This is a genomic window from Hydrogenophaga crocea (assembly GCF_011388215.1).
Classification (GTDB): Bacteria; Pseudomonadota; Gammaproteobacteria; order Burkholderiales; family Burkholderiaceae_C; genus Hydrogenophaga; species Hydrogenophaga crocea.
In genome coordinates, this window is the sequence record NZ_CP049989.1 from 3740075 (window position 1) to 3752047 (window position 11973).

The window sequence follows — 11973 nt, forward strand, 5'->3', positions numbered from 1 at the left end:
CGCTCAGGCGGCCAGGCGCTGCTCGATGCGGGCCTTGGTGTCGGTCAGCTCGCGCGGCAGGTGGTAGGCCAGCTGCTGGAACAGCTCGGCGTGCAGCTCCAGCTCCTTCACCCAGGCGGCCTTGTCGATCGCGGTGACGGTGGCGTACTGCTCGCGCGAGAAGGCCAGGCCGTTCCACTGGATGTCCTCGTAGCGCGGGCTCGTGCCGAAGGCGTGTTCCACGCCCTGGCCGCGGCCTTCGATGCGGTCGATCATCCACTTGAGCACGCGCATGTTCTCGCCGAAGCCCGGCCACACGAACTTGCCGCTCTCGTCCTTGCGGAACCAGTTGACGCAGAAGATGCCCGGCAGCTTGGCGCCCTGGGCCTGCAGCTTGCTGCCCATGTCGAGCCAGTGCTGGAAGTAGTCGCTCATGTTGTAGCCCGTGAAGGGCAGCATGGCGAACGGGTCGCGGCGCACCACGCCCTGAGCGCCGAAGGCGGCGGCGGTGGTTTCCGAACCCATGGTGGCGGCCATGTAGACGCCTTCGGTCCAGTCGCGCGCTTCGGTCACCAGCGGCACGGTGGTGCTGCGGCGGCCGCCGAAGATGAAGGCGTCGATCGCCACGCCCTTGGGATCGTCCCAGGCGCTGTCGAGCGCGGGGTTGTTGGTGGCGGCGACGGTGAAGCGTGCGTTGGGGTGCGCGGCCTTGGCGCCGGTTTCCTTGGCGATCTGCGGCGTCCAGTCCTTGCCTTGCCAGTCGATGGCGTGCGCAGGCGCATCGCCCATGCCCTCCCACCAGACGTCGCCGTCGTCGGTGAGCGCGACGTTGGTGAAGATCACGTCCTTGTTCAGGCTGGCCATGCAGTTGGGGTTGGTCAGCGTGTTGGTGCCGGGGGCCACGCCGAAGTAGCCGGCCTCGGGGTTGATCGCGTACAGGCGGCCGTCGGCGGCCGGCTTGATCCAGGCGATGTCGTCGCCGATGGTCGTGACCTTCCAGCCTTCGAAGCCCTGCGGCGGGATCAGCATGGCGAAGTTGGTCTTGCCGCAGGCGCTGGGGAAGGCCGCGGCCACGTGGTACTTCTTGCCTTCGGGGCTGGTCACGCCCAGGATCAGCATGTGCTCGGCCAGCCAGCCCTGCTGGCGGCCCATGGTGGAGGCGATGCGCAGCGCGAAGCACTTCTTGCCCAGCAGCGCATTGCCGCCGTAGCCCGAGCCGTAGCTCCAGATCTCGCGCGTCTCGGGGTAGTGCACGATGTACTTGACCGTGGGGTTGCAGGGCCAGACGGTCTTGTCTTTTTCACCGGGCTGCAGCGGCGCGCCCACGGTGTGCACGCAGGGCACGAAGTCGCCGTCGGCGCCGAGCACGTCGAACACGGCCTTGCCCATGCGGGTCATGAGCTTCATGTTCACCGCCACGTAGGCGCTGTCGGAGAGCTCCACGCCGATGTGGGCGATGGGGCTGCCCAGCGGACCCATGCTGAACGGCACCACGTACATGGTGCGGCCGCGCATGCAGCCGTCGAACAGCGGCTGCAGGGTGGCGCGCATCTCGGCCGGGGCTTTCCAGTTGTTGGTCGGGCCGGCGTCTTCCTGGCGCTCGCTGCAAATGAAAGTGCGGTCTTCCACGCGCGCCACGTCGGACGGGTCGGTGCTCGCGAGGTAGCTGTTGGCGCGCTTGGCCGGGTTCAGGCGCTTGAAGGTGCCGGCGTCGACCAGCTGCTGGCACAGGCGGTCGTACTCGGCGTCGCTGCCGTCGCACCAGACGATCTGGTCGGGCTTGCACAGCGCAGCCATGTCGGCCACCCAGGCGATCAGCCGCGCGTGCTTCACGTAGGAGGGGGTGTTGAGGGCCAGGCCCTGCATCACGGGAGAGTTCATCGGACGGACTCCAGAGGTTGAAAACCAGGGGCGGCTCAAGACACCGACAGCCGCAAAAGCGGCTGTCCTGGGGGGCCTGGGCGGCGGATCGGGTCGGTCGGCGCGGCGGCGCGGATCGGCCAATGGCGCAATTTTAGGGACGGGGGCTGCGGGTTACACCCCAGTTACATGCAAACCCCGCATAACGTGATGCAGTTGGCGTGCCCGAATCGGTTTGCATGCATACGAAAGGACGCAAAAAAGCCGAAGGCCCCGTGGGGGGCCTTCGGCGGGGGCGCGGAACGCCGCGCGGGTTCGGGCGCTGCCGGGGATCAGGCCATGAAGACGGCGATGAAGGCCAGCAGGAACATGAGCACGCCGCCGGCGATGGGCAGCACGATGGGCATCAGCGGCGTGATGGACTCGACCACGTCTTCGGTCTGCTCGGGGGTGTGCTGCGGTTGCTGGGCCATGTCTGCTCCGGTGCGGTGACGACGAAAAACGCGGATTTTAGGCGATGTGCGCGTCAGAGCAGCGCGTAGGTGGTGGTGGCGCGGCAGGCGCTCTTGCCGTCCTCGGCCCCGCGGATGTCGATCTCGCCGAAGGCCAGGCTCTTGCCGGCGCGGATCACGCGCGCCTCGATCAGCGCGTCCTGCCCCGACAGCGGCTTGAGGAAGCTGGTGTTCATCTGCACCGTGGTGCAGGGCCGGAAAGCGCCGAAGTGGCGGATCAGCGCGAGCACCATGGCCGTGTCGGCCGCGGCCATCATGGCCTGGCCGCACAACATGCCGCCCACGCGGCTGAGCTGGTCGCTTTGCGGCAGGCGCAGCGTGACCACGCCCTCGGCGTGGCTTTCGACCGTGAGGCCCAGGGCCTGGACCCAGGGGGCGAAGTACTCGGGCAGGGCGGCTTGCAGCGTGGCGTGGTCCATGGCGGCAGGGGGGCTGGGGTTACTGGACGTGCGCGGCAAAGCCCGCGCCATTGAGCAGGTCGATCACCTGTTGCACGTGCTCGCGCCCGCGCGTCTGCAGCACGAGCTCGATCTCCACGTTCTGGGCCGCCAGCAGGGTGAAGGCGCGCTGGTGGTGCACCTCGTCGATGTTGGCGCCGGCCTCGGCCACCAGGGCGGTGATGCGCGCAAGATTGCCCGGCACGTCGCGCGCGTTGACGGCGATGCGCGCGAGGCGGCCCGCGCGCACCATGCCGCGCTCGATGATCGAGGCCAGCAGCATCGGGTCGATGTTGCCGCCGCACAGCACCAGACCCACGCGCCGGCCGCGGAACCGCTGCGGGTGCTTGAGCAGCGCGGCCAGGCCGGCCGCGCCCGCGCCCTCGACGAGGGTCTTCTCGATCTCGAGCAGCATCACGATGGCCTGCTCGATGTCGCCTTCGTCGACCAGCAGCAGGTCGTCCACGCGTTCGCGCACGATGGGGATGTTGACCTCGCCCGGCGTGCCCACGGCGATGCCTTCGGCGATGGTGCTGCTGCCCTGCGCGTGGTGCGTGCCCTTGATGGCGTTGACCATGGCGGGGAAGCGCTCGGTCTGCACGCCGACCACCTCGATGCCGGGGCGCAGCGCCTTGGCCGCGGTGGCCATGCCGGCGATCAGGCCGCCGCCGCCGACAGCGATCACCAGGGTGTCGAGGTCGGGCACGTCGGCCAGCATCTCAAGCGCCACCGTGCCCTGGCCGGCCACGATGGCCTCGTCGTCGTAGGGGTGCACGAACACCAGGCCCTGCCGCTCGGCCAGTGCGCGCGCGTGGGCGCGGGCCTCGTCGAGCGTATCGCCGTGCAGCACCACCTCGGCGCCGAAGCCGCGGGTGCGCTCCACCTTCACACCGGGTGTGAAGCGCGGCATGACGATCACGGCGCGCAGGCCCAGGCGCTGCGCGTGGTAGGCCACGCCCTGCGCGTGGTTGCCCGCGCTCATGGCGATCACGCCGCGCGAGCGCTCCTCGGGCGTGAGCTGCGCGAGCTTGTTGCAGGCCCCACGCTCCTTGAAGGACGCGGTGTATTGCAGGTTCTCGAACTTCAGGAACACCTGGCAGCCCGTGAGCTGCGAGAGCGTGCGCGATTCCACGCAGGGGGTGCGCAGGAGCTGGCCTTCGAGGCGGGCGGCCGCGGCGCGGATGTCGTCGATCTGGAGCATGGCGCGATTGTGGCCTCGCCGCCGTGGAAAAAGCCCCGGAACGCCTGTCATCACGCACTTCCATCAGGCATCAAGCTGCGTTATGGTGCGCCGCACAGGGGCCGTACTCCCAGGCGCCCCGCCACCGTGGAGGTTGTCGCCCGAGGTTCGCACATGAACAAAAGGCCCTTGTCACCGACTCCCCTGGTCCGCCCGCCGGAAGCGCGCGCGCTGGGCGAAGGGCGCCTGCATGTGCCGCACGGCCTGCGCCAGGCCCCGGTGCTCGATCTCATGTGCTCGCACTTCGTGCTCACGCTGGCCGCACGCCAGGGCCCGCGCTTCAACGTGCGGCGCGACCTCAACACCCTGCTGTCGCTCGCTGGCCGCCACCTGGTGTGGCCGCACACGGTGCTGCAGCGCCTGCGCGAATTCCTGCAGCGCCGCTGCAAGGACAACGACCTCTGGGCCGGCCACGACAAGCTCGCCACCGGCGCATTCATGGACCGCTACGGCGTGTGGCGCGGCCCCTATGAAGAGGGCACGCTGTTCTTCTACCTCGACGAATACGCCAAGGAAGCGCCCAAGGACCTGCTCTCGGTGCTGGCGGTCACGGGCGACTGGCTGAGCCAGGCGCTCAAGAAGCAGAGCACGCTGGTGGAAAAGAACATCGACGCGCTGGCCGAGCTGCTGCAGCTCAACCGCGCCGAGCGCGCGCTGCTGCTCTACGGCACGCTCGCGCGCTACCAGCGCGACCTGCGCTCCATCCTGGTCGAGTTCAAGGTCAACAACGCGCCCGAGGCCTATGCGGCCATCGCCGACGTGGCCGGCGTGAAGGCCAGCGAGGTGGGCGAGGCGCTGCGCGCGGGCTCGCGGCTCGAGCGCATCGGCATGGTCGAGAACCTGATCTCCGAGCACAACATCACCGACCTGGCCGACCTCATGAAGGTCAGCGAAAAGCTGCCGCCGGTGCTCATGCGCGAATACCGCTCGCAGAGCGAGCTCATGGCGGTGTTCACGCGGCCGGCCGCGAAGTCGGCCCTGAGCCCGGCCGACTTCGACTACGTGGCCGACGACGTGCGCCTGCTCAGCGGTCTGCTGCGCGAGGCCGTGGCGCGCAAGGAAGCCGGCGTCAACGTGCTGCTCTACGGCCCCCCTGGCACCGGCAAGACCGAGCTCGCGCGCGTGGTCGCGCAGGCCGCGGGCCTGGCGCTGTTCGAAGTCGAGTACGCCGACCGCGACGGCAACGCGCTCTCGGGCCGCGACCGCTACCGCTCGCTGCAGATCGCGCAGGTCTTTCTCAAGGGCACGGCGCAGTCGGCGCTGCTGTTCGACGAGGTCGAGGACGTGTTCCCCCCGATCTCCAACGAGGCCGCGCAGTTCATGGCGCGCGCCGAGCAGGTGCCCGCGCCGCACAGCCATTCGGTGAGCGGCAAGGCCTGGGTCAACCAGGTGCTCGAATCGAACGCCGTGCCCACGGTCTGGATCACCAACCGCATCGAGCAGATCGACCCGGCCTTTCGCCGCCGCTTCGCCTACCACCTGGAGCTCAAGAGCCCGCCGCCCGGCGCGCGCGAGCAGCTGGTGCGCAAGACGCTCGACGGCGTGGCTGTGAGCGACGCCCTGGTGGCGCGCCTGACCGAGCGCAAGGGCCTCACGCCGGCGCAGATCCGCACCGCGGTGCGCTTCGCGCAGCTGGCGGCCGCGCCCGTGCGCGCGAGCGGCCGTCGCACGGGCAAGGCGGCCCGGGCGGCCGCGCCGCCGATGCTCGACGAGCTCATCGAGCGCCAGCTGCTGCACGCCGACCGCGCGCTCGGCCGGGCCCCCGATGCGGTGCAGCGCCCCAGCGTCACGCAGTACAGCCTGGACATGCTCAACGTCGACGCGCGCCACCCGATCCCGCGCATCATCGAAGCGCTCAAGGCGCGCGGCCACGGCTGCCTGTGTTTCCATGGCGCGCCCGGCACCGGCAAGACCGCGCTGGCCGAGCACATCGCCCAGCAGCTCGGCCGCCCGCTCATGATCCGCCGCGCGAGCGACCTCGTGAGCAAGTTCGTGGGCGAAACCGAGCAGCAGATGGCCGCCATGTTCCGCGAGGCCGAGGCCGAGCGCGCGGTGCTGCTGCTCGACGAGGCCGACAGCTTCCTGCAGGACCGCCGCGGCGCGCAGCGCACCTACGAAGTCACCGAGGTCAACGAGATGCTGCAGGGCATGGAGCGCTTCGCGGGCATCTTCGTGTGCACCACCAACCTCATGGACAGCATCGACCAGGCGGCGCTGCGGCGCTTCACCTTCAAGATCCGCTTCAAGCCGCTCACGCGCGCGCAGCGCGAGACCATGTTCGTGGTCGAGGCCCTGGGCGGCGACCCGGCCCGCCTCGACGCCGCCTGGGCCCGCCGGCTGGGGCTGCTCGAGCAGCTGTGCCCGGGCGACTTCGCGGCCGTCAAGCGCCAGGCCGACATCCTCGGCGCGGCCATGGAGCCGGCCGAGTTCCTCGAGCAGCTCGAGGCCGAGCACCGCATCAAGCCCGAGGTGCGCGAGCAGCGCGGCATGGGCTTCGTGCACTAGCGCCCGCGAGCGCCCAGCAAAAAGGCCACCCGGAGGTGGCCTTTTTCATGGGGGGCTGCGCGCTCAGTGCAGCAGGCTCATGGGTTTGCTGGGCAGCTCGTCGGCGTCGTAGTCGGGGTGGTGCTCGACGAAGAAGGCCAGCTTGGCATCCAGGCGCGCGAGGCGGCGGTTGGCCTCGCCTTCGTGGTGGTGCTTGCAGATCAGGTTGAACAGCTTGCCGCGCAGGAACCACAGGTCGCGCGGGGACAGGCAGCTCATGAGGGCGGCGTGCAGGCGCACGCGCAGCGGGTCCTGGATGTCGGCCATGGCCGCGTGGAATTCGTCGACGAGGTAGTCCAGGTCCAGCACCTGGGTGTCCTGCTGGATGGGCGCCTTGCGCTTGCCAAGCCAGTTCAGTCTGAAAAACATTGCCGCGCTCCGTGCAGTCGATTCGTGTGATGGGAGAACCCCTTGGTTGGAACATCGGCAGCGGCCCGCCGCTCTTGAGCGGTGGGAGCCGGCGGATGGGCGGCTCCCGACGGGCGGTCTGGCGTGTCCAACGGAGGTGTGCTCTCTCGCCGATGGAACCCCGAAAAGTTCGAAGAAGGCATTACCGCGGTCGCTGGGCAAGCCCGGGAGGGTTTGCGATCGAGGCCGTGGCAGCCATGGGTGCATGGTGCCGGCCGCCTGGGGTGGGCACAAATGGGAACGCTTGCAGCGCCTTGTGGTGAAAACCCCGCAGGGCGCGCCCGGGCCTTCCCGGCGGGCGGGGGCCTCAGAGGAAGGCGCTCACCACGCCCACCACGTCTTCGCCATAGGCCGCGCGCTTCTTCTCGCCGATGCCGCTGATGCCGTCGAGATCGCTGATGTCGGTGGGGCGGCGCTGCGCGATCGCGCGCAGCGTGGCGTCGTGAAAGATCACGTAGGCCGGCAGGTTGTGCGCCTTGGCCACCTGCGCGCGCCAGGCCTTGAGCGCCTCCAGGCATTCGCGTTCCACCAGCGACAGCGGCGTGCCGTCGTCGCCCAGCGGCGGCTTGGCGCGCGCGCTGCGCGAGCGCGAGGGCGCGCGCTCGGCCTGGATGCGCAGCCGCACCCCGGCCTCGCCCTTGAGGATGGCGCGCGCGCCGTCGGCCAGGTGCAGGGTGTTGTAGGGCGCGTCGGTCACGCGCACCGCCTCGATGGCGATGAGCTGGCGCAGCAGCGCGCGCCACTGGGTCTCGCTCCAGTCGGCGCCGATGCCGAAGGTGCTCAGGGTTTCATGGCCGTTCTGCAGCACCTTCTCGGTCGACTTGCCGCGCAGGATGTCCATGATGTGGCCCGCGCCGTAGCCGTGGCCGCTGGCCTGCTGCACGCGGTAGATGCACGAGAGCAGCTTGCGCGCGGGCTCGGTGGCGTCGAACAGCTCGGGCGGGTTCAGGCAGTTGTCGCAGTTGCCGCAGGGCTGGCTGTCTTCGCCGAAGTAGCGCAGCAGGCGCACGCGGCGGCAGTCGCTGGCCTCGGCGAGCGCGAGCAGGGCGTCGAGCTTGCCGCGCAGCACCTGCTTGAATTCGTCGGGCGCGGGGCTGTCGTCGATCATGCGGCGCTGGTTCACCACGTCCTGCAGGCCGTAGGCCATCCAGGCGTTGGCGGGCTCGCCGTCGCGGCCCGCGCGGCCGGTTTCCTGGTAGTAGCCCTCGATGTTCTTGGGCATGTCCAGGTGCGCCACGAAGCGCACGTCGGGCTTGTCGATGCCCATGCCGAACGCGATCGTGGCCACCATGATCAGGCCCTCTTCGCGCAGGAACCGGTCCTGGTGCTGCTGGCGCACGGCGGCGTCGAGGCCCGCGTGGTAGGGCAGGGCCTTGAGCCCGGCCTGCTGCAGCATCTCGGCCACCTCTTCGACGCGGCGGCGCGACTGGCAGTACACCACGCCCGCGTCGTGCTGGCCCTGCGCGCCCATGTGCTCGTCGCGGATGAAGCGCAGCAGCTGGCCGGTGGCGTCCTTCTTCTCGACCAGCATGTAGCGGATGTTGGGCCGGTCGAAGCTGCTCACGAAGGTGCGCGCGTCCTGCAGCTGCAGCCGCTCGACGATGTCGGCGCGCGTGAGCGCGTCGGCCGTGGCCGTGAGCGCGATGCGCGGCACGCCCGCGAAGCGCTCGGGCAGCACCGCGAGCTCGCGGTACTCGGGGCGGAAGTCGTGGCCCCACTGGCTCACGCAGTGGGCCTCGTCGATCGCGAACAGGCTCAGCCGGCCCTGCGCGTGCAGGCTCTCGAGCATGGCCTGGCAGCGCGGCGTGAGCAGCCGCTCGGGCGCCACGTAGAGCAGGGTGAGTTCGCCGCGGCGCAGCTGTTGCTCGATGCGCTGCGCGTCGTCGAGCGAGAGGCTGCTGTTGAGGTAGGCCGCGCTCACGCCGGCCTCGGTGAGCGCGCCCACCTGGTCGTGCATGAGCGCGATCAGCGGCGACACCACCACCGCCACGCCATGCCCCGCGCGCTCGCGCACGATGGCCGGCACCTGGTAGCACAGCGACTTGCCGCCGCCCGTGGGCATGAGCACCAGCGCGTCGCCGCCGTCGCTCACGTGGCTGACGATCTGCGCCTGCGGGCCGCGGAAGGCCTCGTAGCCGAACACCGACTGCAGCACGCCGATGCACTGCTCGAGGGTCTCGGCGCCGGGCGCCAGGTCGATCGCTCCCATGCTGGACTCAGGCCCGCCGGCTCACATCTGTTCCCACGGCAGGCCGTCGTGGCGCCAGCCGTTGAGCGTGGAGCGGTGGAAGTGCTCGTTGAGCTCGCCCTCGAAGCCGTGCAGCACGTGCTGCACGTCGGTGAAGCCCGCGGCTTCGAGCGCCTTGGCCGCGTCGAGCGTGCGCTTGCCGCTGCGGCAGATCAGCAGCAGCGGCCGGTCCTTGGCGCCGGCCTCGCGCGCCACGGCCTGCGCGAAGCGCTCGGGATCGGGCGTGAGGTCGGGGTATTCGTACCAGGGGATGTTCTCGACCCCGGGCGGACGGCCCACGTAGAGCGATTCGATCTCCATGCGCACGTCCACGAACAGCGGCGGTTCCTGGCCCAGGGCGCGGCGGCGCTCGGTTTCGGCCTGCAGCCAGGTCCAGGCTTCCTTGGGGGACAGGTGCTTCATGGGCGCGTATTGTCGGCCATGCCTTGCCCCTGCCCGACGAGGGGCAGGGGGGCCTTCTTACAATTCCTTGATGGACAAGACCCCTTCCGCCCACGCCCGCGGCTACACCCGCGCCCAGGCCCTGCCGGCCATCCTCGAGCAACGCATCGCCATCCTCGACGGTGCGATGGGCACCATGATCCAGCGCTTCAAGCTCGACGAAGCGCAGTACCGCGGTGAACGCTTCAAGGACTTCCCCAAGGACGTGAAGGGCAACAACGAGCTGCTCAGCCTCACGCGGCCCGACGTGATCCGCGACATCCACGAGGGCTACCTCGCCGCGGGCGCCGACCTGATCGAGACCAACACCTTCGGCGCCACCACCATCGCGCAGGCCGACTACGACATGGCCCACCTCGCGCGCGAGATGAACCTGGCCTCGGCGCGCCTGGCGCGCGAAGCCTGCGACAAGTTCAGCACGCCCGACAAGCCGCGCTTCGTGGCCGGCGCGCTCGGCCCCACGCCCAAGACCGCGAGCATCAGCCCCGACGTGAACGACGCCGGTGCGCGCAACGTCACCTTCGACGAGCTGCGCGCGGCCTACCGCGAGCAGGTCGAGGCCCTGATGGAAGGCGGCGCCGACGTGCTGCTGGTCGAGACCATCTTCGACACGCTCAACGCCAAGGCCGCGCTGTTCGCCATCGACGAGGTCTTCGAGGCCACGGGCGAGCGGCTGCCGCTGATCGTCAGCGGCACCGTCACCGACGCCTCGGGCCGCATCCTCAGCGGCCAGACGGTGAACGCCTTCTGGGCCAGCGTGCGCCACCTGCAGCCGCTGGCCGTGGGCCTGAACTGCGCGCTCGGCGCGGCGCTGATGCGGCCCTACATCCAGGAGCTGGCCAAGGTCGCGGGCGACACCTTCATCAGCTGCTACCCCAACGCCGGCCTGCCCAACCCCATGAGCGACACCGGCTTCGACGAGACGCCCGAGGTCACCAGCCGCCTGCTGCACGAGTTCGCGGCCGAGGGCCTGGTGAACATCGTGGGCGGCTGCTGCGGCACCACGCCCGACCACATCGCCGCCATCGGCCGCGCGGTGCAGCCACTGGCGCCGCGCCACCGCGCCGGCTTCTACGCCGAAGCCGCCTGAGCCCGGCCCTGCCCGATACCCGACGATTTGCTCGGGTATCGGCGCCGCGGTGACAATTGCGCTTCCCTTCAAGGGGAGTAGTCGGCCTGCCACCCCGCGCACAGCGAGGCCTCGGCAGTGCGGCGTTCTCGTCAATTCGCGGTTTTCAAAGGCCGCCGGGAACGTCCAGCCACCCAGCGGGTGGTGGTGGCAAGACCTTGGGGTGTTCGTCAACACCAAAACTGAGGTCTTTCATGGAAAGCATTGCCCCGCTGTGGTTGTGGGTGGTTTTTGTCGCGTTCGTCCTGGCCGCGCTGTTCGTCGACTTCGTGCTGCTCAAGAAGCAGGGCGCCCACGAGGTGGGCGTGAAGGAAGCGCTCAACTGGTCGCTGATCTGGATCGCGCTGAGCTTCGTGTTCAACGGCCTGCTCTGGTGGGCCGTCAAGGACACCACGGGCTCCACCGCCGTGGCCAACGAGAAGTCGCTCGAGTTCCTCACGGGCTACCTGATCGAGAAGAGCCTGGCGGTCGACAACATCTTCGTCTTCCTGATGATCTTCACCTACTTCGCGGTGCCGCCGGCATTCCAGAAGCGGGTGCTCATGATCGGCATCCTGGGCGCCATCGTGCTGCGCACGGTGATGATCCTCATCGGCGGCTGGCTGCTGGCGCAGTTCCACTGGATCCTCTACGTGTTCGGCGCCTTCCTTGTGCTCACGGGCATCAAGATGTGGTGGGCCGCGGGCAAGGAGCCCAGCCTCGACGAGAACCCCGCGCTCAAGCTGCTGCGCCGCCTCATGCCGGTGAGCCAGAACTTCGACGGCGAAAAATTCTTCACCGTGGAGAACGGCAAGCGCATCGCCACGCCGCTGCTGATGGTGGTGGCCCTGGTGGGCGTGACCGACGTGATCTTCGCGGTCGACTCCATCCCCGCCATCTTCGCCATCACGCGCGATCCGTTCATCGTGCTCACGAGCAACGTGTTCGCCATCCTGGGTCTGCGCGCCATGTTCTTCCTGCTGCAGGCCGTGGCCAGCAAGTTCCACCTGCTCAACTACGGCCTGGCGGTGATCCTGGTGTTCATCGGCACCAAGATGATGCTGATCGACATCTTCAAGATCCCGGTGGCGGTGTCGCTGGGCGTGGTGGTGGGCATCCTGGCCATCACCATGGTCTGGAGCGCCAAGACCGCGCCGAACACCTGAGCGCTGCCGCGGCGCGCACCAACATGGCAC

The 11973-nt window shown here is 69.4% G+C and carries 10 protein-coding genes; 3 read left to right on the plus strand and 7 right to left on the minus strand.

The features are described from left to right. Positions 1-3: 3 nt before the first annotated feature. The 4 genes from G9Q37_RS17715 to G9Q37_RS17730 form a co-directional block, all read right to left on the minus strand. Positions 4-1860 (minus strand): phosphoenolpyruvate carboxykinase (GTP), encoded by a 1857-nt coding sequence (locus tag G9Q37_RS17715; protein WP_166229280.1) that lies wholly within the window; start codon positions 1858-1860, stop codon positions 4-6. Positions 1861-2171: 311 nt separating this feature from the next. Then, the gene (locus tag G9Q37_RS17720; RefSeq protein WP_166229282.1) at positions 2172-2312 is read right to left on the minus strand and encodes a hypothetical protein; all 141 of its coding nucleotides are present in this window, start codon (positions 2310-2312) and stop codon (positions 2172-2174) included. Between the two features lie 53 nt (positions 2313-2365). Beyond that, positions 2366-2770 carry a PaaI family thioesterase gene (locus G9Q37_RS17725; protein WP_166229284.1) on the minus strand — a complete coding sequence of 135 codons (405 nt, stop codon included), beginning with the start codon at positions 2768-2770 and terminating at the stop codon, positions 2366-2368. 19 nt (positions 2771-2789) lie between these two features. Next, the gene (locus G9Q37_RS17730; protein WP_166229286.1) at positions 2790-3989 is read right to left on the minus strand and encodes a threonine ammonia-lyase; all 1200 of its coding nucleotides are present in this window, start codon (positions 3987-3989) and stop codon (positions 2790-2792) included. 270 nt (positions 3990-4259) lie between these two features. Between G9Q37_RS17730 and G9Q37_RS17735 the strand changes: the two genes are divergently transcribed. Continuing rightward, positions 4260-6533 (plus strand): ATP-binding protein, encoded by a 2274-nt coding sequence (locus G9Q37_RS17735; RefSeq protein ID WP_420810320.1) that lies wholly within the window; start codon positions 4260-4262, stop codon positions 6531-6533. A 63-nt stretch (positions 6534-6596) separates the two neighbouring features. Here the strand turns inward: G9Q37_RS17735 and G9Q37_RS17740 are convergent, their stop codons facing one another. From G9Q37_RS17740 to G9Q37_RS17750, 3 genes are all read right to left on the minus strand, one after another. Continuing rightward, positions 6597-6941, minus strand: a complete 345-nt coding sequence (locus tag G9Q37_RS17740; RefSeq protein ID WP_166229288.1) for a hypothetical protein — start codon at positions 6939-6941, stop codon at positions 6597-6599. A gap of 346 nt (positions 6942-7287) precedes the next feature. Next, the gene (gene recQ / locus G9Q37_RS17745; protein ID WP_166229290.1) at positions 7288-9189 is read right to left on the minus strand and encodes a DNA helicase RecQ; all 1902 of its coding nucleotides are present in this window, start codon (positions 9187-9189) and stop codon (positions 7288-7290) included. A gap of 21 nt (positions 9190-9210) precedes the next feature. Then, positions 9211-9630 carry a rhodanese-like domain-containing protein gene (locus G9Q37_RS17750; RefSeq protein ID WP_166229292.1) on the minus strand — a complete coding sequence of 140 codons (420 nt, stop codon included), beginning with the start codon at positions 9628-9630 and terminating at the stop codon, positions 9211-9213. 70 nt (positions 9631-9700) lie between these two features. Between G9Q37_RS17750 and G9Q37_RS17755 the strand changes: the two genes are divergently transcribed. Both G9Q37_RS17755 and G9Q37_RS17760 read left to right on the plus strand, forming a co-directional pair. Continuing rightward, positions 9701-10759, plus strand: coding sequence for a homocysteine S-methyltransferase family protein (locus tag G9Q37_RS17755; protein ID WP_166229294.1), 1059 nt, complete (start codon positions 9701-9703; stop codon positions 10757-10759). A 233-nt stretch (positions 10760-10992) separates the two neighbouring features. After that, on the plus strand, positions 10993-11943 hold the full coding sequence (locus G9Q37_RS17760) for a TerC family protein (protein WP_166229296.1): 951 nt from the start codon (positions 10993-10995) through the stop codon (positions 11941-11943). Positions 11944-11973 lie beyond the last annotated feature (30 nt).

Coding starts and splice junctions, on each gene's coding strand:
- G9Q37_RS17715 (WP_166229280.1), bottom strand. CDS start 1,860: ATGAACTCTCCCGTGATGCAGGGCCTGGCCCTCAACACCCCCTCCTAC.
- G9Q37_RS17720 (WP_166229282.1), bottom strand. CDS start 2,312: ATGGCCCAGCAACCGCAGCACACCCCCGAGCAGACCGAAGACGTGGTC.
- G9Q37_RS17725 (WP_166229284.1), bottom strand. CDS start 2,770: ATGGACCACGCCACGCTGCAAGCCGCCCTGCCCGAGTACTTCGCCCCC.
- G9Q37_RS17730 (WP_166229286.1), bottom strand. CDS start 3,989: ATGCTCCAGATCGACGACATCCGCGCCGCGGCCGCCCGCCTCGAAGGC.
- G9Q37_RS17735 (WP_420810320.1), top strand. CDS start 4,260: ATGTGCTCGCACTTCGTGCTCACGCTGGCCGCACGCCAGGGCCCGCGC.
- G9Q37_RS17740 (WP_166229288.1), bottom strand. CDS start 6,941: ATGTTTTTCAGACTGAACTGGCTTGGCAAGCGCAAGGCGCCCATCCAG.
- recQ (WP_166229290.1), bottom strand. CDS start 9,189: ATGGGAGCGATCGACCTGGCGCCCGGCGCCGAGACCCTCGAGCAGTGC.
- G9Q37_RS17750 (WP_166229292.1), bottom strand. CDS start 9,630: ATGAAGCACCTGTCCCCCAAGGAAGCCTGGACCTGGCTGCAGGCCGAA.
- G9Q37_RS17755 (WP_166229294.1), top strand. CDS start 9,701: ATGGACAAGACCCCTTCCGCCCACGCCCGCGGCTACACCCGCGCCCAG.
- G9Q37_RS17760 (WP_166229296.1), top strand. CDS start 10,993: ATGGAAAGCATTGCCCCGCTGTGGTTGTGGGTGGTTTTTGTCGCGTTC.